The 24,529-nt window shown below is 28.4% G+C and carries 29 protein-coding genes; 12 read left to right on the top strand and 17 right to left on the bottom strand.

The features are described from left to right. Positions 1-49: 49 nt before the first annotated feature. Positions 50-439, bottom strand: coding sequence for an HAD-IA family hydrolase (locus Q0X98_RS00290; protein ID WP_297680312.1), 390 nt, complete (start codon positions 437-439; stop codon positions 50-52). A gap of 16 nt (positions 440-455) precedes the next feature. Between Q0X98_RS00290 and Q0X98_RS00285 the strand changes: the two genes are divergently transcribed. The 10 genes from Q0X98_RS00285 (at position 456) to Q0X98_RS00245 (ending at position 8,590) form a co-directional block, all read left to right on the top strand. After that, positions 456-947 (top strand): RsmE family RNA methyltransferase, encoded by a 492-nt coding sequence (locus Q0X98_RS00285; protein WP_297680310.1) that lies wholly within the window; start codon positions 456-458, stop codon positions 945-947. Between the two features lie 57 nt (positions 948-1,004). Then, positions 1,005-1,064: a hypothetical protein gene (locus Q0X98_RS07420; RefSeq protein WP_320415253.1), complete on the top strand. Its 60-nt coding sequence runs from the start codon at positions 1,005-1,007 to the stop codon at positions 1,062-1,064. A 154-nt stretch (positions 1,065-1,218) separates the two neighbouring features. Beyond that, positions 1,219-2,034 carry a cytochrome c oxidase subunit II gene (gene coxB, locus Q0X98_RS00280; protein WP_297680308.1) on the top strand — a complete coding sequence of 272 codons (816 nt, stop codon included), beginning with the start codon at positions 1,219-1,221 and terminating at the stop codon, positions 2,032-2,034. Position 2,035: 1 nt separating this feature from the next. After that, entirely contained in the window at positions 2,036-3,670 is a 1,635-nt protein-coding gene (gene ctaD, locus Q0X98_RS00275; protein WP_297680306.1) for a cytochrome c oxidase subunit I, read from the top strand. Between the two features lie 29 nt (positions 3,671-3,699). Then, the gene (cyoE, locus tag Q0X98_RS00270) at positions 3,700-4,611 is read left to right on the top strand and encodes a heme o synthase (RefSeq protein ID WP_297680304.1); all 912 of its coding nucleotides are present in this window, start codon (positions 3,700-3,702) and stop codon (positions 4,609-4,611) included. 118 nt (positions 4,612-4,729) lie between these two features. Then, on the top strand, positions 4,730-5,263 hold the full coding sequence (locus tag Q0X98_RS00265) for a cytochrome c oxidase assembly protein (protein ID WP_297680302.1): 534 nt from the start codon (positions 4,730-4,732) through the stop codon (positions 5,261-5,263). A 9-nt stretch (positions 5,264-5,272) separates the two neighbouring features. Continuing rightward, the gene (locus Q0X98_RS00260) at positions 5,273-6,061 is read left to right on the top strand and encodes a cytochrome c oxidase subunit 3 (protein ID WP_028036472.1); all 789 of its coding nucleotides are present in this window, start codon (positions 5,273-5,275) and stop codon (positions 6,059-6,061) included. Between the two features lie 10 nt (positions 6,062-6,071). Further along, positions 6,072-6,725 (top strand): SURF1 family protein, encoded by a 654-nt coding sequence (locus Q0X98_RS00255; protein ID WP_297680297.1) that lies wholly within the window; start codon positions 6,072-6,074, stop codon positions 6,723-6,725. Then, entirely contained in the window at positions 6,726-8,105 is a 1,380-nt protein-coding gene (gene thrC, locus Q0X98_RS00250) for a threonine synthase (RefSeq protein WP_297680295.1), read from the top strand. Continuing rightward, positions 8,105-8,590: a peroxiredoxin gene (locus Q0X98_RS00245; RefSeq protein ID WP_297680293.1), complete on the top strand. Its 486-nt coding sequence runs from the start codon at positions 8,105-8,107 to the stop codon at positions 8,588-8,590. The genes thrC and Q0X98_RS00245 overlap by 1 nt, the downstream gene beginning before the upstream one ends. Here Q0X98_RS00245 and rnhA read toward each other — a convergent pair. Genes rnhA through Q0X98_RS00170 form a run of 15 tightly spaced genes read right to left on the bottom strand, consistent with a single transcriptional unit; the run spans position 8,582 to position 21,250 of the window. Continuing rightward, positions 8,582-9,007 (bottom strand): ribonuclease HI, encoded by a 426-nt coding sequence (gene rnhA, locus Q0X98_RS00240; protein ID WP_297680291.1) that lies wholly within the window; start codon positions 9,005-9,007, stop codon positions 8,582-8,584. The genes Q0X98_RS00245 and rnhA overlap by 9 nt on opposite strands. Next, positions 9,007-9,972: a homoserine kinase gene (locus Q0X98_RS00235; RefSeq protein ID WP_297680289.1), complete on the bottom strand. Its 966-nt coding sequence runs from the start codon at positions 9,970-9,972 to the stop codon at positions 9,007-9,009. The genes rnhA and Q0X98_RS00235 overlap by 1 nt, the downstream gene beginning before the upstream one ends. Next, on the bottom strand, positions 9,973-10,917 hold the full coding sequence (gene ispH, locus Q0X98_RS00230) for a 4-hydroxy-3-methylbut-2-enyl diphosphate reductase (RefSeq protein ID WP_297680287.1): 945 nt from the start codon (positions 10,915-10,917) through the stop codon (positions 9,973-9,975). It abuts the gene before it with no gap. Then, positions 10,907-11,842 (bottom strand): Brp/Blh family beta-carotene 15,15'-dioxygenase, encoded by a 936-nt coding sequence (locus Q0X98_RS00225; protein ID WP_297680285.1) that lies wholly within the window; start codon positions 11,840-11,842, stop codon positions 10,907-10,909. Before Q0X98_RS00225 ends, ispH begins: the two co-directional genes overlap by 11 nt. A 1-nt stretch (position 11,843) precedes the next feature. Next, positions 11,844-12,908 carry a lycopene cyclase family protein gene (locus Q0X98_RS00220; RefSeq protein ID WP_297680283.1) on the bottom strand — a complete coding sequence of 355 codons (1,065 nt, stop codon included), beginning with the start codon at positions 12,906-12,908 and terminating at the stop codon, positions 11,844-11,846. Beyond that, positions 12,895-13,746: a squalene/phytoene synthase family protein gene (locus Q0X98_RS00215; RefSeq protein ID WP_297680281.1), complete on the bottom strand. Its 852-nt coding sequence runs from the start codon at positions 13,744-13,746 to the stop codon at positions 12,895-12,897. Before Q0X98_RS00215 ends, Q0X98_RS00220 begins: the two co-directional genes overlap by 14 nt. Then, complete coding sequence (gene crtI, locus Q0X98_RS00210) at positions 13,746-15,206, bottom strand: phytoene desaturase family protein (protein WP_297680279.1); 1,461 nt, start codon at positions 15,204-15,206, stop codon at positions 13,746-13,748. Before crtI ends, Q0X98_RS00215 begins: the two co-directional genes overlap by 1 nt. Before the next feature lie 39 nt (positions 15,207-15,245). Next, positions 15,246-15,776 (bottom strand): ATPase, encoded by a 531-nt coding sequence (locus Q0X98_RS00205; protein ID WP_297680277.1) that lies wholly within the window; start codon positions 15,774-15,776, stop codon positions 15,246-15,248. Further along, positions 15,733-16,323 (bottom strand): F0F1 ATP synthase subunit B, encoded by a 591-nt coding sequence (locus Q0X98_RS00200; RefSeq protein ID WP_297680275.1) that lies wholly within the window; start codon positions 16,321-16,323, stop codon positions 15,733-15,735. The genes Q0X98_RS00205 and Q0X98_RS00200 overlap by 44 nt, the downstream gene beginning before the upstream one ends. 5 nt (positions 16,324-16,328) lie before the next feature. Continuing rightward, positions 16,329-16,556, bottom strand: coding sequence for a F0F1 ATP synthase subunit C (locus Q0X98_RS00195; RefSeq protein ID WP_006997791.1), 228 nt, complete (start codon positions 16,554-16,556; stop codon positions 16,329-16,331). A gap of 18 nt (positions 16,557-16,574) precedes the next feature. Then, a complete protein-coding gene (locus tag Q0X98_RS00190; RefSeq protein WP_297680250.1) occupies positions 16,575-17,309 on the bottom strand; it encodes a F0F1 ATP synthase subunit A in 735 nt (244 codons plus the stop codon). A gap of 10 nt (positions 17,310-17,319) precedes the next feature. Next, entirely contained in the window at positions 17,320-17,595 is a 276-nt protein-coding gene (locus Q0X98_RS00185; RefSeq protein WP_297680248.1) for an AtpZ/AtpI family protein, read from the bottom strand. A 9-nt stretch (positions 17,596-17,604) separates the two neighbouring features. Continuing rightward, complete coding sequence (locus Q0X98_RS00180) at positions 17,605-20,178, bottom strand: AAA family ATPase (protein WP_297680246.1); 2,574 nt, start codon at positions 20,176-20,178, stop codon at positions 17,605-17,607. An 8-nt stretch (positions 20,179-20,186) separates the two neighbouring features. Continuing rightward, positions 20,187-20,765 carry a thioredoxin domain-containing protein gene (locus tag Q0X98_RS00175; RefSeq protein ID WP_297680245.1) on the bottom strand — a complete coding sequence of 193 codons (579 nt, stop codon included), beginning with the start codon at positions 20,763-20,765 and terminating at the stop codon, positions 20,187-20,189. Beyond that, positions 20,762-21,250 carry a DUF721 domain-containing protein gene (locus Q0X98_RS00170; protein ID WP_297680243.1) on the bottom strand — a complete coding sequence of 163 codons (489 nt, stop codon included), beginning with the start codon at positions 21,248-21,250 and terminating at the stop codon, positions 20,762-20,764. The genes Q0X98_RS00175 and Q0X98_RS00170 overlap by 4 nt, the downstream gene beginning before the upstream one ends. Here Q0X98_RS00170 and Q0X98_RS00165 point away from each other — a divergent pair, their 5' ends adjacent. Together Q0X98_RS00165 and Q0X98_RS00160 are read left to right on the top strand one after the other, a co-directional pair. Beyond that, the gene (locus Q0X98_RS00165) at positions 21,251-22,234 is read left to right on the top strand and encodes an A/G-specific adenine glycosylase (protein WP_297680241.1); all 984 of its coding nucleotides are present in this window, start codon (positions 21,251-21,253) and stop codon (positions 22,232-22,234) included. It abuts the gene before it with no gap. Then, complete coding sequence (locus tag Q0X98_RS00160) at positions 22,231-23,382, top strand: salicylate 1-monooxygenase (protein WP_297680239.1); 1,152 nt, start codon at positions 22,231-22,233, stop codon at positions 23,380-23,382. The genes Q0X98_RS00165 and Q0X98_RS00160 overlap by 4 nt, the downstream gene beginning before the upstream one ends. Here the strand turns inward: Q0X98_RS00160 and Q0X98_RS00155 are convergent. Further along, positions 23,379-24,449 (bottom strand): DNA methyltransferase, encoded by a 1,071-nt coding sequence (locus Q0X98_RS00155; RefSeq protein WP_297680237.1) that lies wholly within the window; start codon positions 24,447-24,449, stop codon positions 23,379-23,381. The genes Q0X98_RS00160 and Q0X98_RS00155 overlap by 4 nt on opposite strands. Positions 24,450-24,529: the final 80 nt, after the last annotated feature.

The raw sequence follows: 24,529 nt of genomic DNA, 5'->3' as shown, positions 1-24,529 counted from the left end.
GCCAACTTCTTCTATTGAAAAAAGATCATCAAATAGATTATCTAAATTATTATCTTTTAACTAATTCATTAAGAAGGGCAGGTGTACCATTTGAAAGAATTGCAAGTTTTAAATTTTTCTCTTTAAGTTTTTTTAAAACTTCTGGTACTTCAGAAAATGGAGATAGAATTTTATAAAGATCTAATAGTTCATTTCTCATTGAAGAGTCTATCTCAAATGCTTTCATAGATTTATCCAAACTATCTTCAGTTATTTGCCAAAAATCTTTGTGTCTTTTCATTAAACTTCTAAGCCAAGTATATTCTAGTTGAGTAGTTCTCCAGTAATTTGCAAAACCTTCCCACTTATCACCAATTTTATCTTTACATTTCTCTGCAGCTGAATTGACATCAAATAAAGTTCCGTATGCATCAAAAATTATTGCTTTAATATTTTTCATAATTAAACTTATCTTAATGAGTAATATTAGATTATTTTATCGTGAAAGTTTATCACTTAATTTAACTTCCACACTTGATAAATCACAATCTCATTATGTAAGTAAGGTTATGAGAATTAAAGAAAATGAAGTTTTCTCTTTATTTAATGAAAGTGGTGAGTGGGAAGCAAAAATTTTAGGTATTTCAAAAAGTATTGTTGAGTTTAATGTTACAAAACAATTAAGACAAAAAGAGAATTTTAAAGAGTTGTGGTTAGCTTTCTCACCAATTAAATCGAATTACTTTAACTTTATGATTCAAAAAGCAACTGAATTAGGAGTTACAAAATTTTTACCTATTATTTTTGATCGAACAATTGTTAGAAAAATAAATAAAGAGAGATTAGAAAAAGTTATTATAGAAGCAGCTGAACAATCTAATAGAATCAAGTCCCTAGATATTGAAGAGCTCACAAACTTAGAAAATTTTTTAGATAAAAGATATGGACTTGATATTTACAGATCTTAATGCCTCTAATAATAAAATTGATCTAAAGAAGACTGTACATCAAATCCTACATGTGTAATTATTGGCCCTGAAGGAGATTTTTCAGAGAATGAAAGACAAGAGATTCTTAAATTATAAAGGGGTTCAGCCTATAAAAATTAATGAAAACATTTTGAGATCAGAAACGGCAGTAATTTCTGCTATATCGATCATAAATTACGCCATTAATTGATATTTTGTCGCGAAAACTAAAGTGTAATTTTTTAAAAGACGATCTATATAGTGTCTAAAAATGAAAAAAATTTTATATATATTTCTATCTGCATTTGCTGCTTCAAGTGCTTTAGCTAACCAACCTAAAGACTGGCAATTAGGTTTTCAAGACCCTGCATCTGATGGAATGAGAGATATTGTTAACTTCCATAACAATCTTTTGCTTCCTATCATTATAGCAATCAGTGTATTTGTTTTATTCTTAATGGTTTATGCTTGTATTAGATTTAGAGCTTCAAGAAATCCTAACCCATCTAAAACAACTCACAATGTTACAGTTGAAATTTTATGGACTTTAATTCCATGTTTAATTTTAATTGTAATGGCAGTTCCTTCTTTTAAAATTTTATACAAACAAGACACTATTCCAAAAGCAGACGTTACTGTTAAAGCAATAGGCTATCAGTGGTATTGGGGATACGAGTATCCAGATGAAAATATTATTTTTGAATCATATATGATTGAAACTAAAGATTTAAAAGAAAATCAGCCGAGACTATTAACTGTAGATCATGAAGTTGTAGTGCCGGTAAATAAAGTAATTAAAGTTTTAATAACAGCAAATGACGTGCTTCATGCATGGGCCTTACCATCTTTTGGAGTAAAAAGAGATGCTGTTCCTGGAAGAATTAATGAAACTTGGTTTAAAGCAGATAAAGTTGGAACTTATTACGGACAATGTTCTGAACTTTGTGGAATTAAACATGCTTTTATGCCTATAACTGTAAGAGTTGTTTCTGAAGAGGATTATGCAGAGTGGCTAACAGGTGCAAAAATTAAATTTGCAAAAGAACCATTATTAGAAAATGAAAATATAAAACTAGCGAGCAACTAATATGTATACACAAACAGCATCACACGACGATCATCATACTCCAACTGGTTGGAAGAGATGGGCTTATTCTACTAACCATAAAGACATTGGAACAATGTATCTAATCTTTGCAATTGTTGCAGGTGTTATTGGTACAGCGTTCTCAGTTTTAATGAGAATGGAATTGATGCATCCTGGTGACGGGATTTTAGGTGGTAATTATCATTTATATAACGTGCTAGTTACTGGACATGGTTTAATCATGATTTTCTTTATGGTGATGCCAGCAATGATTGGTGGTTTTGGAAATTGGTTTGTACCTATTATGATTGGTGCGCCTGACATGGCCTTTCCAAGAATGAATAACATTTCATTTTGGTTATTGCCTACTTCATTTATTTTATTAATACTTTCAATATTTATGGATGGCCCTCCAGGTCAAACAGGAGTTGGTGGTGGATGGACAATATATCCTCCATTATCATCTAAAGCTGGACAGCCAGGACCTGCAATGGATTTTGCAATTTTAAGTTTACACTTAGCTGGAGCTTCATCAATTCTAGGTGCAGTAAACTTTATTACTACAATCTTAAATATGAGAACCCCAGGAATGACTCTACATAAAATGCCTTTATTTGCTTGGTCTATCTTGGTAACTGCATTCTTATTATTACTATCATTACCAGTTTTAGCTGGTGCAATTACAATGCTTTTAACAGATCGAAATTTTGGTACCGCTTTTTTTGATGCGCAAACAGGAGGAGATCCTGTTCTGTTCCAACACTTATTTTGGTTTTTTGGTCACCCTGAAGTTTACATTTTAATCTTGCCCGGCTTTGGAATGATCAGCCATATTATTTCAACATTCTCAAAAAAACCTGTTTTTGGTTATTTAGGTATGGCTTATGCCATGGTTGCAATTGGTATTGTTGGATTTGTTGTATGGGCTCATCACATGTATACAGTTGGACTGAGTACAGATACTAAAGCTTACTTCTTAGCTGCAACGATGATTATTGCAGTTCCAACTGGAATTAAAATATTTTCATGGATTGCAACGATGTGGGGTGGATCTATTACATTTAAAACACCAATGGTGTGGGCATTAGGATTTATATTTTTATTTACAGTTGGTGGAGTAACAGGAGTTGTTCTTGCAAATGCTGGTGTTGATACTGCAATGCATGACACTTATTATGTAGTTGCTCACTTCCATTATGTATTGTCTTTAGGTGCAGTATTTGCGATCTTTGCAGGGTTTTATTATTGGTTTAGTAAAATGTCTGGATATGAATACTCAGAATTTTTAGGACAATTACATTTCTGGCTAACTTTCATTGGAGTTAACTTGGTATTCTTTCCACAACACTTTTTAGGATTAGCTGGAATGCCCAGAAGATATGCAGATTATCCAGATGCATTTGCTGGTTGGAATTACATATCATCAATTGGATCATATATATCTGTTATTGGTCTTTTAGTATTTTTTGTAAATCTTATTTGGGCTTTTTCTAAGAAAAAAGCTGCAGCCCAAAACCCTTGGGGAGAAGGAGCCACAACATTAGAATGGACAGTCCCATCACCTCCAAACTTTCATACTTTTGAGGAACTACCTAAGTTTGAAGATGAAGAAGGTATTGAAAAATCTACTAGTTAATAATTTTTAGATTTTTAAACTGAGAATTAATGATTAAGTCTAAATTAAAGAATAGAAACTTAAGTCAGGAAGACGTTTTTAATTTTTCTGAACTTTTTAAACTAATGAAGCCAAGAGTAATGTCGTTAGTTATCTTTACGTGTGCTGTTGGTTTATTAATGGCACCAAACATTGTTCCAACAAAAGAGGCTATTGTTGGAATTATACTAGTATCAATTGGTGCTGGCGCTGCTGGTGCATTAAATATGTGGTATGAGTCTGATCTAGATGCATTAATGACCAGAACATGTTTAAGACCAATACCAACAGGAAAAGTTAATAGAAACCAAGCTTTGGTTTTTGGAATTACACTTTCAATATTTTCAGTAATTGCTCTAGATTTTTTTGCTAATAGAATATCGGCAGGTTTATTGCTGTTTACTATTTTATTTTATGTGCTTGTTTACACAATCTGGCTAAAGAGAAAAACACCACAAAACATAGTTATTGGTGGTGCCGCAGGTGCTTTACCTCCAGTTATAGGCTGGACTATAGCAACAAATTCTCTTTCATTAGAACCAATTACATTTTTTTTAATAATTTTCTTTTGGACTCCATCTCATTTTTGGGCATTGAGCTTATATAAATCAGATGATTATAAAAAAGCTAAAATACCAATGCTTCCTTTAACAAATGGAGTAGAAAGTACAAAATTAAATATATTTATATATTCACTAATCATGCTTCCTGTGATTGTTTTACCTTACTCAATTGGTTTTGTTAGTTTGGTATTTTTAATTCCATCTTTAATTTTAACTTTATATTATAATTATTTATGTTTTGAACTTTACAACTTTAAAAAAAATAAATTTAATGCAAAGAAAGCAAAAACTATATTTGGATATTCAATTTTATATTTATTTATGATATTTGTTCTTTTTTTAATAGATAAAATCTTATGATGATACCTGACAAAAAAACTAAAAAGAAAAACATTTTAACTGCAGTAGCAATATTGGCATTTATGGTTTTTTTATTTTTTTTCACTCTTTATAATGTGGGAGTTTTTGATAGGCAAATATGATGAAGAAAAAAACTTTAACACCAGTTCTGCTAGGAGGAATTTTTTTTCTAATGCTTGGTCTTTCTTTTGCAGCAGTTCCGCTTTATGACATGTTTTGTCGAATAACAGGCTTCGGTGGAACAACACAAGTATCTAAAGAAGCTCCAAATATTGTACTAGATAAGGTTGTAAGTGTTAGATTTGATACCAATGTGAATAATCTTACTTGGGATTTTAAAGCTAAATCGAATGTGATTGATGTTAAAGTTGGTCAAGTTAATAGAATAGAGTTTGAAGTTGAAAATTATGGCGATGACACGACTTATGGAGTGGCAAGTTTTAATGTTTCACCAGCAAGTTTTGGTAAATACTACAGTAAATTAGGTTGCTTTTGTTTTGAAAAACAAGCTCTTAAAGCTGGTGAGAAGGCTACCTACGTGATGACTTTTTATTTAGATCCTGAACTTGTGAATGATCCAACTACAAAAAATCTACAAGATGTAACTATGTCGTACACTTTTTTCTCGACAGATTACTATAAACAATCATAATCACGAAAAATGTCAGCTGAAAAAAAACACGATTACCACTTAGTAGACCCAAGTCCTTGGCCTATTTATGTTTCATTCTCTTGCTTAGTATTAGCAATTGGAACAATATTTTATATGCATAACGATGTTTCATGGGGTATGTACCTTGGCCTAGCGTTAGTTTTATATGGTGCGTACATGTGGTTTAGGGATGTTGTAATAGAAGCAGAGCATCAAGGTCATCACACACCTGTTGTTCAAATTCATCACAGATATGGAATGACTTTATTTATTGCATCAGAGGTAATGTTCTTTGTTGCATGGTTCTGGGCATACTTTGACATAAGTTTGTTCCCAAATGAATTTGTTGGAAACGTTTGGCCACCAAAAGATATAGAAACTTTTGATCCTTGGGATATTCCATTAATAAACACACTTGTTTTGCTGCTTTCTGGAACAACAGTGACTTGGTCACATCATTCGTTGATAGAAGGTGATAGAAAAGGATTTATTCAAGGTTTAACGCTAACAGTTATTTTAGGCTTCTTTTTTACTTTACTTCAAGCTTATGAATATCATCATGCTACTTTTGATTATTCTGGCCATATTTATGGAGCTGTATTTTATATGGCAACAGGTTTTCACGGGTTTCATGTTATCATTGGAACAATATTTTTAGCAGTGTGTTTAGCTAGAGCTAAAAAAGGACATTTTACAAAAGAGCATCATTTTGGATTTGAGGCAGCTGCATGGTACTGGCATTTTGTAGATGTTGTTTGGCTTTTCTTATTTGCTGCAATATATGTTTGGGGAAGTTAATAATTAACTCTTGAAGAACAAGTTTCTATTTTCAGTTTTTGTCTATTTCATTATTTTAGTTTTAGTATCATTAGGTTCTTGGCAACTTTACAGATTAGATTGGAAATTAAATTTAATATCAGAAATTAATAATTCTTTAAAAAAAGATCCAGTTGAACTGTCAAAATCAAATAAGAAAAATTATTTGAGAATAACAACTTCAGGTACAGTTGATTTTGATAAGCAAATTTATTTATATAATTTAAATGATAGTGGAAAACCTGGATTTGAAGTAATTAATCCTATTTTAATAGGTAATGAAAATTATTTAATTAATAGAGGTTGGATACCCTTTGACAAAAAGGATAAAGCAGAGATTAACGTTTTAGATACAAATAGTATAATTGGAACATTAAAAACTCAATCAAAAGCAAACTCATTTAAACCCAATAATGATATTAATGAAAATTATTGGTTTACTTTAAATAGAGATGATATTTTTTCATATACTGGAAAAAATTTTTCTAAATATATAATATATTTAAATGGAGATTATAAAGCTCCCAAACCCAAAGTGATTACATCTAACATTTCAAACAACCATAAAAAGTATGCAATTACTTGGTTTTCAATGGCGATTTCAATTCTTTTAATATATTTATATTTTAGGAAAAAAAATTATTAGATGAAATATATAAGCACCAGAAATAATAAAAAAACGTTTGAATTTAAAGATGTTTTTATAAAAGGACTGGCAGATGATGGTGGTCTATTTATCCCGGAGTCACTAAGAAAATATAGTGAAACAGAAATTAGTAGTTTTAAAAACCTTGAATACAACGATTTAGCAAAAAAAATTATCTCTACTTTCATTGGTGATTTCATGAGCGAAAATGATTTAAGTAATATCATTGATAAATCATATTCAGTTTTTAGAAAAAAGAATGTTGTTAATCTTATAAAAGTTGGTGATAGATCTGTGCTAGAGTTGTTTCATGGGCCTACGTTAGCTTTTAAAGATGTTGCAATGCAACTTTTAGGAAATTTTTATGAGTATTACCTTAATAACGAAAATCAAAAAATTAATATTGTTGTAGCAACTTCAGGAGACACTGGGGCAGCAGCAATTGATGCTATTAAGGGTAAAAAGAATGTTAATATTTTTGTTCTTCATCCACATAATCGTGTCTCATCAGTTCAAAGAAAATTAATGACAACCGGAAAAGATGAGAATGTATTCAATATTGCAATTAATGGGAACTTTGATGATTGCCAAAATTTAGTCAAATCAATGTTTGCTGACAAGAACTTTTCAAACGAAATTAAAATGTCAGGAGTGAACTCTATTAATTGGGCAAGAATAATTGCACAGAGTGTATATTACTTTTATAGCTATTTTTTAATAGAAGATAAAGATACGCCTATAAATTTTTCAGTTCCTACAGGAAATTTTGGAGATGTTTACGCTGGATACTTAGCGAAAAAAATGGGCCTTCCTATTAACAAATTAATTGTTGCAACTAATCAAAATGATATTTTACATAGAGCAATTTCAAGAGGAAGTTATGAGGTAGCAAAAGTTGCAGAAACCATTTCTCCAAGTATGGATATACAAATCGCAAGTAATTTTGAAAGACTTATCTATGATCTAAATAATGGTGACGACTCACTAACTGCTAAAGCAATGAATGATATTAAAGAAAAAGGAAAATATAAAATAGACCAAGAAAAATTGGATAAAATTAATACAAATTTTTTATCCTCTAAAATGAGTGAAGATGAAATTTTAAAAACTATTGAATTAGTTTATAAAAAATTTAACGTAGTTTTAGATCCTCATAGTGCAATAGGCTATGGAGCTTTTGATAAAGTGAATATAAGTGGCAATAATATAGTTTTAGCTACAGCTCACCCTTGTAAATTTCCTGATGCAATAAAAAATGCTATAGATTTAAATGCTGAATTGCCAAAAGAACTAATGTATATTTTGAACGAAAAAGAAAACTATAAAATTATTGATAATAATGTTGATGAAGTAAAAAAACACATCAAAGAAAGAATTTAATGAATATAAAAGAAAATGATAATCTACCAAATTCTGAAGTTTTTATTTTAGAAGATGGAGAGCCAGTTAAAAAAAATATTGAAAATTTATTTAAAAATAAAAAAATAGTAATATTTGGTCTTCCAGGTGCATATACCTCGGTATGTTCTGCAAAACATTTGCCTGGATATGTAAATATGTTTGAAAAATATAAAGAAAAAGGAATTGACCAAATTATTTGTATTTCAGTAAATGATCCATTTGTAATGAATGCGTGGGGAAAAGAGAACAAGGTAGGTGGCAAAATTTTAATGATGGGAGATCCTTTTCTAAATTTTACTAAGGCAATAGGTGCAGATGTAGATAAGAGTGCAAGAGGTCTAGGTATTAGATCAAATAGATACACAATGCTAGTTGATGATATGAAGGTTGTCAAATTACAGGAAGAAAAAGATACAGGTTCTTGTGAAATTTCAGCAGCCGAAAATTTTTTAGAATTAGTTTAAGCTTGCTGCTTTTTTGGCCAGTAGGTCAACTTTTTCGTTAATTATGTTTCCGGCATGAGCTTTAACCCAATTCCATTTAACATTTAAATTTTTATTTAAATTATAAAGTTCGATCCATAGATCTTTATTTTTTACATCTTCTTTTTTCGAAGTTTTCCAATTGTTTAGCACCCACTTATTAATCCACTCAGTAATTCCAAGTTTCACATATTGAGAATCTGTATATATTTCAATTTGCTCATTTCTTTTCATTTCTTTCAAAGCATTAATTGGAGCTAAAAGCTCCATTCTATTATTTGTGGTATGTCTTTCACTTCCACTTATCTCTTTACTTTCGCCATCTTTAATTATTATTGCTGCCCAACCTCCATCTCCAGGGTTTTTTAAGCATGAACCATCTGTATAAATCTTAATCATTAAATCAAATAATCTTTATATGTGAGCAAGCTATTGTGTGTAATAAGCTTTTGATAATATTCATTAGGATCTTTAATGTTTATTAATGCAGTTTTAGGTGTATTTGAGTAATCATAAAGTCTAGTTAGCAAATATCTCATTGCAGCACCTCGACACAAAATATTTAATGATTTTTTTTCTTTAATAGAAATTTTTTTAATACTTTCATACCCCTTAATTAAACTTTTTATTTTTAGTTTATCGATTTTAAATTTTGACCTTTTTTTATCAAAACATAGTGCATTTATACAAATAGCTAGTTCGTACATAAAATAGTCATTTGCAGCAAAATAAAAATCAATAACTCCTGAAAGTTTATTATTTTTAAAAAAAATATTATCCATAAACAGATCACCATGAATAATCCCATTTGGTAATTTATTTGGCCAATTTTTCTTAATATATTTTAGATTATCTTTTAAAAATTTTTCTAGATTACTAAACTTATTAGATTTAAATTTTATACTTTTAAGCAAAGGGTCTAAATTTTTGATACCCATTGAATTTTTTCTAGATATTTTCATATTTTTAGTAATACAGTGCATTTGTGCAATTATTTTACCAACTTCAAAACAGTTTTTTAAACTAAGTTTATTTTTATCTTTACCTTGTAGGAAAGAAACAATGCAGGCTGTTTTATTTTTTAATTCTATTAAATAGCTTCCATTATTACTTTTTAAAGGTTTTGGACAATTAATCTTAGAATAATTTAATTGATCCATTAGTTTCATGAAAAAAGGGATTTCTTTATTCGAAACTCTTTTCTCAAAAATCGTTAATATAAATTTTTTATTTTTTGATTTTAATAAATAATTTGTATTTTCAATTCCTTTCTTAATACCTTGAAAACTAACTATTTTTTCAATATCAAATTTATTATTTATAACAGAAATATCTTCTTTATTTATTTTTGTATAAACAGCCATTTAATTTAATTTTTTTGGGATTTTAAATACTACGTCTTCTTTAATTATTTCTACTTCATCTATCTTAATAGTAAATCTATTTCTTAAATCATCGATAAAATTATTCACTAATATTTCAGGAGCTGAAGCACCAGATGAAATACCAATCGTGTTTGAATTTTCAATTTTATCATAAGGTATTTCGCTTTCTGAGTGGATTAACATTGAATTTTCACAGCCAGATTTTTTTGCAACCTCCACAAGTCTAACCGAATTTGATGAATTTCTACTACCTATTATAAAAAACATATCACAATTTTTTGCTATGTTCTTAACAGCCGTCTGTCTATTAGTTGTAGCATAACAAATATCTTCTTTTTGAGGTTCTCGAATATTTTTAAACCTACTCTTCAAAATTTGAATAATTTCTTTTGTATCATCGACGGAAAGAGTTGTCTGGGTAACAAATGCAATTTTTTTATCATTTTTATTAAAATAATTTTTTGCTTCATCTTCGTTTTGTATAAGATCAATTGATCCATCAGGTAATTGACCCATAGTTCCTATAACTTCTGGGTGATTTTTATGACCAATTAGAATTATATGGTATCCAGCTTTATATAAATTTTCAGCCTCTCTATGCACTTTAGAAACTAATGGACATGTTGCGTCCACATAAGTCATGTTATAATTTTTTGCATCTTCAGGTATTTTTTTTGGTACACCATGAGCTGAAAAAATAACTGGTCTTGATTTATCTTTTATTTCTTCAAGCTCTTCAACAAAAACAGCTCCTTTTTTCTTTAGGTCATCAACAACAAATTTATTGTGAACTATTTCGTGTCTAACATAAACTGGCGAACCATATTTTTGAATTGATTTTTCAACAATTTCTATTGCTCTTTCAACGCCTGCACAAAAACCACGGGGAGCTGAAAGTAAAATATTAATATGTTTATTTCTCATTTTTTTCTAAAAAATATTCCAGCAATATATGTGGAAAGGTTAAAGACGCCAAACCTATAAAGATTATTTTTAAAATTGCACTATCTAGATTGTATGAATTATTCAGTAGATATAGTGCAAAAAAAGAAAAAACAGATGTTAAAATTGTTAAAGGTAAGGCCTTTATAACAAATAATCTAAATCCATTAATTACACTATTTGGGTCAAGCTCTATAGCCAATGAAATTGAATGTCTAATCGAATGTAAAAAACAAAAATAAATAGTAAAAGCTAAAAGTGGAGATAAATAGTAATTTAATATTAAAATTGAAAAATAATCTAAAAAAATTATAAATTTTTTAATTTCAAAATTATTCGACAATAGAAAAATACTAGATAATGTACTGCAGATTATTCCTATTTGAATTAGTTTATTTGTTTCAATAAAATTTAAACTTAAATAAAATATCTCATTATCAATTAATAATAATTTAAAAATCTCTATAGTTTCCTGAAAATGAAAATACAAAGGAGCAAGTATAATTAAAAATCCTTTAAAAAAATAAAGCATTTGAGTTAAATAAGATCCATCATTTATTAAAAATTGCGTATCCTCTTTACCAAAGTGGTAGGAGGCGATTATTAAAAAAAGAGTCAAAGTCATTGATGGCAATAGTATCCAGGTAGCTATGACTGCTGCTGAAATTAAAATATATGTAATATAAAATATATAATTTGATTTTATATTAAATAACTCAAGCAGTTTTTTTCCCTTAATATGGTCTAATGAACCATGGGAAACACCTATAATTAAAATTAAAAGTAAACACAAAATTGATGAAATATTGAAATTACTATACCTTAAAAGTAAAATACAAAAAGTATTTACAACAAAGAAAAAAATAAATGAATGATTTAGATTTATTTTTTTTATTCTATTTTTCATGTTAAATTAATTCTTTTAAAAATTTCCACTTAGGCATTTTAAGAATAACTTCTAAATCTTCAAAAAAATTGCTTTTATTTGATAAAAAATTAATAGCTGTTTTGGGTTTTGAATTAAAAACTCTGAAAAATATATTACTCATTTCTGTAGAATTATTTTTAAGAACTTTTAATAAGATTTTATCTAAAAAATCATATTTTGAGTTAATCTTAAATAGATTTATATTTTTAATATTTTCTATGTTTTCTCTTATATATCTGCTCTGTTCTTGAATATTTAGGAAAGTGTAACCTGTACTTAATCTAGTCATACCACCTGCTGAACCTATGTAAATTTCATTTAATTTATTTAAGTTTTTTTGTCTAAAAAGTGGGATTGCACCAGTTTCTTTGAAATTAATTTTACAGTTTTTGATATTAAGGTGTTTACTCAAATAATCATCGATTTGCTTATCATAATCTTTAAGCCTTTCATCATTTAGTTCGGATATCCATGTAGTTTCAACTAATGCATTTCTTTTTGTAAATGGTAGCGTATAAAAAAAATGAACTTTGTTTCTTTGATCACAAGCAAAATCCATTAAATTAAATATTTCATCATCAAAAAAATCTCTATCAGTTTCTATTTCAACTCCACAAAAATGCTGCCACAAATCATTATGTTTATTTTTAAAATTAGGCACACTACTAAATACAAGTGAATTTGATTTATCTAGTTCATCAATACTTTTAAAAAAATAAATATTTTTATTTGATTTAAGTTTTGAAAGTATTTTTTCATAAAACATACCACTATCAATTGTCTGGTATGGGGTAGATTGGCAATCTACATATTTCGTTTCATCTGGAGTATTTATTGTAAAATTATTCCAGCTTTTTTTAATACAGTCATCGAAATTATGTGAAAAAATCTTCCAAAAAGACCAAGTTTTATCTCTTTTATACTCTTCTCTTGGCTCAATTATTGCTAAAGTTTTATTTTTTAACTTATCATAAATTTCTAGCTCATACGCTAATGAGAGACCTGCGCAACCTCCACCTATAATTATATAATCAAATTCTTTCATCTAAATTAATTTCTTCATTAATTAAAATATGATCGTGTTCAATATTGTCATCGTTCTTACTTATAAGTGATAACTTAATTAAGTCAAAAATAGATAATAAAGTTTCAATTATTTTTTCAATGTTAGAGACATAAATTTTTCCAGATTTTTTATAATCTATTAAATTTTTTTTTTTTAGAATTTTATAACCTATTTTTCTATAAACTCTTCTTGCAACTAAAATAGCAAAACGAAAAGTAAAAGGGATTTCTTTAATTGAATAGAACGAATTTCTATAATAACTTTCTGAAAGTTTGATTGTAGATCTTATTTCTTCAAAATTAAGATTTATGTAAGATCTTCCAAAATTAAGGTCCTCTACAACATCCCTAGATATATTTGTTAGTTGCATGGCTATACCAAGATCAATAGCTGATTTTAATGAGCTTTTTTTATTTACTCTTAAAATTTTAGCCATCATTAAACCAACAGTTCCTGCTACCCTATAGGAGTATAGTAATAAATCCTTTTTTTTATTCAATTTTATATCTTTTTGAATATCAGAATTTATTCCATCTAGTAGATCATGAACAACTTTTAATGGAATATCAAACTCATTTATGAGTTGCCACATATTCTTAATAATTGGATCATCAAATTTATGATTATTAAAATTATGTTGAAAATCAAAAAATTTTATTTTTTTTATCTCAATAGTTTCATTGCTATCTGCAATGTTGTCAGCAACTCTGCAAAAATCATACAAAGCTGAACATTTTAAATAAGTTTGTTTGGGCAAGAAAAAACCTGCCCAATTAAAAGATTTTGCGTATATTGATAAATAACTCTGTTCTGACATTATATGATTTTATCTAATACTTTTGCGGAAGACAATACACCTGGCACACCTGCCCCAGGGTGTGTTCCTGCTCCAACAAAGTAAAGACCATCATATACCTCTGATTTATTATGAAATCTAAAGTATGCTGATTGAGTAAATTTTGGCTGGATAGAAAAACCAGAACCATATTTTGTATTCAGATCTTTTTCAAAGTAATCTGGTGTAAGATAAAAATCTTCGATAATATTTTCACTAAGATTAGGCATCAAATCTTTTTCCATTTTATCTATCACTAATTTTTTCATTTTTTCACCTTCAATATCCCAATTAATTTTGGATTGGTTGTTAGGGACAGGGACTAGGACATAAAAACAGTCATTGCCTTCAGGAGCCATCGATTTATCAGTCGCTGTTGGTCTATGAAGATAATAGCTAATATCCTCATTTAATTTTTTTTTATCAAATATATCATCTAGATGTTCTTTATATTTATTACCAAACTTTATTGTGTGATGCTCAACATTTTCATATATTTTTTTTGTTCCAAAATAGTACACAAATAATCCCATAGAATATTCCATACGATTTTTTTTCCAATTAAATAGAATTGAATCATTTTTATTTTGACCCAACAATTTTTCATAAACAGCAGGTGGATCTGCATTGCAAATCACATTATCAGTATCTATATTGATTTGATTATTTATTTGAACACCAGAAATTTTATTATTTTTTGAAATTATTTTGGTAACTTCGCTTTCTTTTAATATCTTTATACCCACTTCATTCATTAATTTTTCGTAACCTTTTATTATATTTCCAGTTCCACCCATTGAGTAATGTATCCCCCATTTTTTTTCTAAGTACAAAATTAGTCCATATATAGAGGTTGTTGAAAATGGGTTTCCTCCAACTAAAAGAGGGTGCATACTTAGCATTCTTCTTAATTTTTCACTTTGTATGTATGAAGATACCAATGAATAAACCGATTTATAGCTTTTAAGTTTTAAAAGTGCAGGTAATTGTTTCATCATTACAAATGGTTTATCAAAAGGAACATCTGCAAGCTCAGTAAAACCTTTGTCAAAAATTTTTTTTGTAAAATTTACCAATCTTTCATAACCTTTCACATCAACCATGTTTATTTTTTGAATTTGACTTTCCATTTCTGCTTCATTTCCAGAGTAATTAAATTTTGTTTTATCTTCAAAAATGAATTGGTACCAAATTTTTAGTGGAGTAAGTTCAATATAATCTTTAGGATCTTTTTTGAATAAATCAAATAACTCGTTTATTAAATAAGGTGCTGTTATAACAGTTGGTCCACCATCAAACGTAAAGCCATTTTTTTTAAATACTCTTGCTCTGCCACCTAAATCAGGATGTTTCTCTACTAGTGTAACTTGATGACCTTTAGCTTTAAGCCTTAGAGCAGCTGCTATTCCACCAAACCCAGAACCAATAACTATAGAATTCATTTTAATAATTTATAGTTTTTTAATAAAATTGTAAGAATATTATGAGTTAATCTTTTTTAACTCTTCTTTAGTTTCATCTAAGTTTTTTTGAAATACTGCGTCAAGTTTAGATTTATCGACAGAAGTTGTGATAATCTTTTTCACTGAATCCACAGCAATTTTAATTGACGCATCTTTAATTTCTTTAATTGCTGTTTCCTTCATTTGGCTTATTTTATTTTCAGCTAAATTTTTCTTAATTTCTGATGATTTGTGAAATTTATCATTTAGTTCAATAATTAATTTATCTGAATCTTTTTTCGCTTCATCCAAAATTTCATTACTAACCGTTTGTGCTGTATCTAACTTATTTTGGGCATTATCAAGCAATGTCTTCGCCTCAGTTCTTAGTTTTTCACTTTCATCAATTTCGTTTTTAATATCAGAGATCATTTTATCTAACATCTCAGTGATTTTTTGAGGAATTTTTAAATAAATTAAAGCTCCAAAAAAAATAACAAAAGAAACTGCTACCCAAAACGTTGCATCAATTGCCATAATACTTATCTCCACTTCTTTTAGATAAATCATCTACAATTGCTGATATGCTGCTGTTATTCACTTCAGCACCAATAAGTTTTTGGATTAATTCTGATGAAGTATCTATAGCTATTTTATTAATTTTTTCAGCTGCACTATTTTGTAGTTCTTTTATTTCATTTTCTGCTTTACCAATTTCATCATCAATTTGTTTATCTAGAACCTCTTTTTTTGAGCCAATGTCTTTTAATGTCTTTTCTCTTGCTAGATTGAAAATGTTCTTTGCTTCCAGCTTACTTTTTGAAATAATTTCTTCATATTCCTTAAGCTTTTCTTCACTATTTTCTCTTTGTTTCTCTGCAGCCTCAATATTCTCTAAAATTTGCGATTTTCGAGACTCTAAGTTGTCACTAATTTTTGGAAGTATAAATTTTGATAAAATTATATACAAAATTCCAAAGGTTAGTGTTAACCAAAAAATCTGCGAAATCCAAAATTCAGGATTTAATTGAGGCATACCTCCGCTTTCAGCTGCAAAAGCTTCCAATACCAAAAAGAAGCTAAAAAATATTGACTGAAAATATATTTTTTTAATCATCAAATTTAAAATGCAAATAGAATGATTAACGCAACTACTAATCCAAATAATCCTGTTGCTTCTGCAAGTGCAAAACCTAAAAGCAAGTTAGGAAATTGTTTTTGTGCTGCTGATGGATTTCTCATTGCACCAGACAAATAATTTCCAAAAATTATTCCAATACCAACACCGGCACCAGCTAAAGCTATTGCTGCCAAACCTGCCCCGATCATTTTTGCTGCTTCTAATTCCATTATATCCTCCTATGTTAATTAATGGTGTAAATTTAATGCATCATTTAAATAGATGCAGGTTAAAATTGCAAAAACATAAGCCTGAAGAAAAGCAACTAGTATCTCTAAGCCTGTTAATGCAACCGAAAAACTCAGTGGAAGCCATCCACCAACTATTCCAAGACTTATTACAAAGCCTCCGAAAACTTTCATCATTGTGTGACCTGCCATCATGTTAGCAAATAATCTAACTGATAAACTAATTGGTCTACTTAAGTAAGAAATTATTTCAATAATCACGATCAGTGGTAGTAGTACTGCAGGGACACCACTTGGTACAAATAATTTTAAATATCCAAAACCATGTTTCATAAATCCAATAATAGTTACACCAATAAAAATAAATGAAGCTAAAACAAATGTTACAATGATATGACTAGTTACAGTAAAAGTATAAGGTATCATCCCAAACATATTACAAAACAGCACAAACATAAAAAGTGAAAATATAAAAGCAAAATAGGGTTTTGCTTTAAGACCTGCAGTATCGCTTATCATTTTTGAGACAAAAGTATAACTAAGCTCTGCTAAAAGTTGAATTTTATTTGGTATTAATGAATTTTTTTTTGATCCAAGATTAAAAATTATTAATATTGCTACTGAACTAATAATCATAAACAAACTTGCATTTGTAAATGAGATGTCAAATGTGCCTATTTTGATGTCTGGTCCAATTCTGTGCACATTGAATTGGGTCATTGGATTTGATGCCATAAAATTTTATCTATTTTTGCATATTTTTTGCAGACCTAATTACGTTGGTAATACCAGCAACCACACCTACAAAAAAAAATATTAATATAAACCAGGGTTTAGTACCAAAGGTCTTATCAAAAATAAACCCAATAATTGTCCCTACAGCAACAGCAGATACTAATTCTGTGCTTAATTTAAAGGCTGTTCCAATAGAAGATGGATTATCCTTTTTATTGTACAAGTTTTTCTTTGAAATCTTGCTTTTTGCAATCTCTAGGCGAGTTTTAAACGGATCTTTTGACATCTATATAGTTTAGGCGACCATACTCTCTGCTTTTTGCAAATCAACAGCTACTAGTTGACTGATACCTTTTTCTGGCATTGTTACTCCATAAAGTCTGTTCATTTTAGACATCGTTAAAGCATGGTGAGTTACAATAATAAATTTTGTATTTGTAATTTTAATTAGTTCCTCAAGTAAATTACAAAATCTTGTAACATTTGCATCATCAAGGGGAGCATCCACTTCATCTAACACACAAATGGGAGATGGGTTAGTTAAAAAAACTGCAAAAATTAGTGATAAAGCAGTAAGCGCTTGCTCACCACCAGAGAGCAACGTTATTGACTGAAGTCTTTTGCCTGGAGGACTGACTAACATTTCTAGTCCTGCTTCTAGTGGATCATCCGAATCAACTAATTCTAATTTAGCATTTCCTCCATTAAAAAGTTTTGTGTAAACTTCGTTAAACTTTCTATTAACTTTTTCAAAAGCCTCAATTAATCTTTCTCTTCCTTTTTGATTCAGTTCATTGATACTATCTTTTAATTTCATTATTGCTGTCACTAAATCAGAACGATCTTGTTCCATTTTTTTAATTTCATCTTCATATTTACTAGTTTCTTCATCAGCTTTTAAATTAACAGATCCCAAACTTTCTCTTTCTTGCTTTTTTTTGTCTAAAGCATCTTCTTGATCAATCGTCACTGGCAATTCTTCAGCCCCAAATAGGTTAGAATTTTCTAAAATATTATCTTCAGATAAACTCAATTCAGAATTTATTCTATCCAATAAATCATTTTTTCTTTTTTGGAGACCCTCTATGGTTGCTCCTGAACTTGCTTTTCTTTCTCTAATTTGAATAGATTGTTCTTGAATTTCATTTAACTCATTTCTTAACGTTTCAATTTTATTATCAGTCTCTTCAATAATTACATCATTATCAATTTTTTCTTTATCAGAAATTCTTAAATTCTCAGAAATTTGACCTTTTCTTTCTGCTTGAACTCTTGGTTGATTATCAAGCTCTTTTAATTGAGCTGAAAGTTTATTTTTTCGCTCAATTAATTCAGCGACCATTTTTTCGGAATTTGATAGCAAGTTTTTCCAACTTTCAATTTCAGTTTCAATAGTTTTTATTCTTTCATTACGCTTAATTGACTCATTTTTGATTGATTGATTTTTACTATAAGCGTCAGCATATTTCTCTTGAAGTTGTTTTATATTTTTTGATTTCTCATTTACACTTAATAGTTCTTTTCTACTTTTCTCATTTTTTAAATCATTTAAAAAATTATCAAGCTCAATATTGCATCTGTCTAGTAATGTAACTGCTTGATTAATTTCATTACTATCAATTAATTCTTTAGCTCTATTAATTGAGTTTTGAACGTTTGTAATTGGACCTATACTTATACTAACAGTTCCTTCAGCGATATTATTTACGACTTCATCTACAGATTCCTGTTCTTTTTTAAGTTCTTTTTTTGCATTTTCTAAATCTTCATTAGATAGTTTTTCAGTTTCAAAATATTTAGAATCTATTTCTATTAAATCTGCTTTTTCTTCTTTAAGTCTTTTTTCATTTGAATTTGCGTCTATAATTATTCCTCTTTCTCTATTTATATCTTCATCCAGAGTTATTATTGATTTATTAATAGACTCTATTTCATCTTGTATTCTAGTATTTTCTTCATCTAAGCTTTGTAGTTCAAGGTTCAGCCTTTGTATTCTAGACAAATTTTCAATATTTTTTTCTCTTAAAGGAGATACTTTTTCCGTAGCTGTTTTAATTAAATTTTCAAGCTCAGCTATTTTGTTATTAAATCCCTCTACTTCTCCTCCTGCTTCATTATTAATCTCATTTTCAATTTTTATCTCTTTATCAATTTCTAATAGTTTTAAGTAATACAACCCAGCTTCAATCTTTTTAATTTCTTCAGATATTAATTTATATTTTGTAGCTTCCTCTGCTTGTTTTTGAAGGTTGGCTAACTGTTTTTCTTGTTGTCTTCTTAATTCATCTGCTCTTTTAAGGTTATTTTCTGCAGCTCCCAATCTTAGTTCGGCTTCATGTCTTCGAACATGCAACCCAGAAATTCCTGCTGCCTCTTCTAAAATAGCTCTTCGATCGGTTGGTTTTGCAGTAACTAAAGCTCCGATACGTCCTTGACTAATCATAGAGGGTGAGTGAGCGCCAGTTGATAAATCTGCAAAAAACATTTGAGCATCCCTTGCTCTTACCTCTTTGTCATTAATATAAAATTTAGAACCTTTATCTTTTTCTATTTTTCTTCTGACATTTATTTGATCTAGATCACGGTATTGAACGGGTCCTTCGTTATTTTTGTTTTCTACATTAATTGAAACTTCTGCAATATTTTTTGAAGCTTTATTAGAAGTGCCATTAAATATTACATCTTCCATTCCAGAGCCACGCATACTCTTTGCAGATGTTTCTCCCATTACCCATCTCAAGGATTCTACAATATTAGATTTTCCACATCCGTTTGGACCCACAATTCCTGTAAGACCTTCTTCAATTAGAAAATTGGTTTTATCTGCAAAAGATTTAAATCCATTTAATTGGATTTTTTTAAACTCCATGCATTAACTTATATCAGTTTTTCTAGAGCTTTTTTTAAATTTTTATAATTTAGAGTTTTTTCAAATTTTTGATTATTGATTATTATCGTAGGAGTAGCATTTACTTTAAATTTTTTAACTCCATCTATTCGGTCATTTAAAACAAAATCTTCTATTTCTTTGTTATTTATGCATTTTTCAAAATTTAGATCAAAGCCTTCACTAATTAGAAATTTTTGAAGATTTTCATTTGCTTCTTCTACCGAACTACCCTTTACCCATTTTTGCTGGTTGGCATATAAACTATTCAAAATAGACGAATCACCATCATTTTTACATTGTGAAACTTTAGAGGCATTAAAAGCCGCAACATCTAGAGGAAAGTGTCTGAATTCAATTTTAGCTACACCTGTATCAAGGTATTCTTTTTTTAATTGAGGATACACATCTTTGTGAAAACTCGCACAGTGGCTACAGGTTAAAGATTCAAATGCGATTATAGTTATTTTTGCATCTTTGTTGCCAACAAATATTCTTTTTATTTCCTCCGCATTAATACTTGAGATAGTGCTTAAAAATATAAGTATAAAAGCTGAAATTTTTTTCATTTTTTTTTAAATACCTTGGTTAGTTCGATAAGTGATTTTTTTATTTTATCATTTTTAACATTATTGATCTTATCTTGATATTTATTAATTGTGACATTTTCTTGTTTAATTTCAGATTGGGTAAAATTATTTTGTTTATCATCAAAACTTATAAATTTAAGTTTTTCAACCACCCCATAACCAAAAAAGCTATTCATCTTATCCATTATGTCTTTTTTTGAATATTCCATATCAACCTCATGGCCCCTTTTAACCATTATTAATAAAGTACTAACACCAAACTTATTTGAATTTTTAAATGTTTTTGGGTAACAAACTTTAAATAAATCCCCACCAACTATATATTTCCAATTATTTAAAGTTTCAGAATAAATATGTCCTTTTTTATTTATAATTTTTTTTACATTCTTTGGCAAAGTGTCTTTAAATGATCTTAAGCCTTGAATGGTTTTATTTCTCTGCTTAGTATTATCTTTAAATTGCATATGAAAGAATTAATAATAACAAATAAAATTCTTAATTGGTATGATATTCACAAAAGAACATTACCTTGGAGAAAAAAAACTTCTTTAAAAAAAAAGCAATATTACACCTTAGTTAGTGAGTTTATGCTCCAGCAAACACAAGTTGTAACAGTAATACCGTATTTTAATCGGTTTATTAAAAATATTCCAGATCTAGAAACTTTAGCCAATTTTGAAAATCGAAAACTTATTAAGCTTTGGGAGGGTCTTGGTTATTATTCAAGAGTTAGAAATTTAAAAAAAGCTGCTAAAATTGTAATTAAAGATTTTAACAAAAAATTACCTGAAAATTTTTTAGATTTAAAATCACTACCTGGTATTGGAGACTATACTGCAAGTGCAATATTAGCTATTGCATTTAACAAACCTTTTATTCCATTAGATGGGAATGTGGAAAGAGTTTTAAAAAGATATCTATACTTAAAGAAAGAAAATCAAATACAAAAAAATAATTTAATTGAAAGTAAAAAAATTTTAGGAACCTCAATTAGATCAAGTGATTATGCTCAGGCGCTAATGGAATTAGGTGCAATAATTTGCAAACCAAAAAAGCCCCTTTGTCAAAAATGTCCTATTTCAAAAAATTGTAAATCCCTTGCTAAACAAGATTTTGTTTTAAAGAAAATTAAAAAAGATAGCAAAGATAAATACTTTTTACTTAAAATTTATAAAAAAAATAATAAATATTTATTGGTTAAAAATAGAAATTTTAATTTTTTAAAAAATTTCAACATTTTTCCAATGGAAGAATTAATTAGACCTAAAAATTTTAACCAAAATTTAAATTTTAAAATGTCAAATATGAATATGAATATTAAAATTAAAAATAATAAAGTGATTAAACCAATTCCGTTTTCTTATTGGATTGATCCTAAAAAATTAAAAAACCATACATTGCCGACTTTTACAAAAAAAATTTTCACATATTTGGAAAATCATAAATGAAAAAAATTGTAATTATAGGAGCGGGTATTTCAGGTCTATTTGTTGCAAACTTATTTAAAGAAAATCTTGATTACCAGGTAACCATTTATGAAAAAAATACATTAATCAATCTAGATGATGGATATGGAATACAGCTATCAACAAACAGCATCAAACTTCTTAATAGAATTGGATTTAATACTCTAGAAAGTAAAGATAGATTTAACCCTGAAAAAATTGATTTTTATGAAATTAAACAGGAAAAAAAAATATGTGACCTAAATATTTCAGAGTTTAACTCTGAAAATTGTAAGTACACAACTCTCAAAAGACCTAAATTAGTTGAATTTTTAAAAGATAGATTGGAAGACAATATAATTAAGTATGACCATAATATTGAAAAAATTGAAAAAAATAATAATCAAATAATTTTAACTTTTAACGAAAGCATTAAAGTAATTTGTGATCACCTAATTATTTCTGATGGTGTATTTTCCAAAGGTAAATCTCTTATTTCTAATAATAAAATAAAACCTGCCTATAATAATTCAATTGCTATTAGGGGCAATATTTCAAGAAAAAACATTAATAATTTAAATGAAAAAAATATTTCTTTATTTATGGGGAACAATTTTCATTATGTGATTTATCCAACAAATAACGATAGTGAAGCTTTTAATTTTATTGGAGTTTTAAAATATAAATTAACAGCAAATGAGCTTGATAATTATGGACTTTTAAAAGAGAAAGGTTTTATTCAAGGTATTAAAGATAAATTACAAAATAAAATTTCTGCAAATATTTTGGATAATCTTAATGATATCAAATGCTTTCCAGTTTTTGTTAGCAAAGGCTACCTTAAACCAGGCAACAATATCTCGTTAATTGGAGATGCTTTTTTTGCCTTTCCGCCTTCATTTGCACAAGGAGCCTCTCAATCTATTGAGGGTGGTTATGAATTATTCAATGATATTGTAAATAATAAGAACGATTTTTACAATAACAGACTTGTAAAAGTTAAAATGATAAATAATAGATCAAAGCTTAATCATTTCACCTTTCATTTATCAAATCCAATAATTGTATTTTTTAGGAATGTTATTTTAAAAATTTTAACAAAAAATAAATTTTTTCTATCAAGTTATTTGGGTAAAATTTATAAAAATTAATTTTTAGCAATTAATCTTTGTCTCAAGTAGTCAATAGGATGTGTTCTTCCATTAATATCACAATGCCAATAAGTCCAACCATTACAACTTTCAGCACCTAGAATAGTTGCCGCAACTTTATGAATAGATCCTTCTGTTTGTTCATGCTTAATGCTACCATCAGCCATAATTCTTGCAGAGATTTTTTTCTTATTATCAAAAATGCTAGTACCTGGCTTGATTATTCCAAGTTCCACTAAAGAGCCAAAAGGAATTCTTGGTTTTGATCTATTATTCTTAAGCGTATCAAGTAATTCATTCTCTATCGGCTTTGTATTTTTTAACCTTTGTTCTGCTACTTTAAAATAACTTTTTTCTTTCTCTATACCACAATAGTTTCTACCCAATTTTTTTGCTACAGTTGCTGTAGTGCCAGAACCTAAAAATGGATCTAAAATCATGTCATTCTTATTTGATGATGCTAATAAAACTCTGTGTAGTAGAGACTCTGGTTTTTGTGTTGAATGTATTTTTTTACCATTTCTTTTAAGTCTTTCAGAACCACTGCAGATTGGTAGATTCCAATTAGATCTCATTTGCAGATCATCATTTAAACATTTTAATGATTGATAGTTGAAAGTATATTTTGATTTTTCACTCTTTGAAGCCCAAATTAAAGTTTCATGAGCATTTGTAAATCGTGTTCCTCTAAAATTAGGCATTGGGTTATTCTTATTCCAAATAACATCATTTAAAATCCAAAATCCTAAATTTTGAATTGCAGTTCCTACTCTAAAAATATTGTGATAACTACCTATGACCCAAATAGCTCCATCTTTTTTCAAAATTCTTTTGCACTCAGCTAACCATGCATAGGTAAATTCGTCATATTTTTTAAAATTTTCAAAATGATCCCATTTATCATTCACAGCACTTACTTTAGATCGATCAGGCCTTGTCAGCACACCTTTTAACTGCAAATTGTAAGGAGGGTCAGCAAAAACCAAATCAAAAGTTTCGCTCGGAATTTTTTTCAATTCCTCAAGACTATTTCCATTAATAATTTTATTCTTAAAATCAGTTGTCATTTGTATAAAATTATTAGACTCCAAATGGATTCTGGGGTCAACCTGAGATTGAATTATTTGGATTCGATTTGTGCTAAATA

This window comes from uncultured Candidatus Pelagibacter sp. (assembly GCF_943788075.1).
In the GTDB taxonomy this organism is placed as follows: domain Bacteria; phylum Pseudomonadota; class Alphaproteobacteria; order Pelagibacterales; family Pelagibacteraceae; genus Pelagibacter.
The sequence above is the reverse complement of the archived record's forward strand: the minus strand, read 5'-3'. Positions and strand labels throughout refer to the sequence as shown.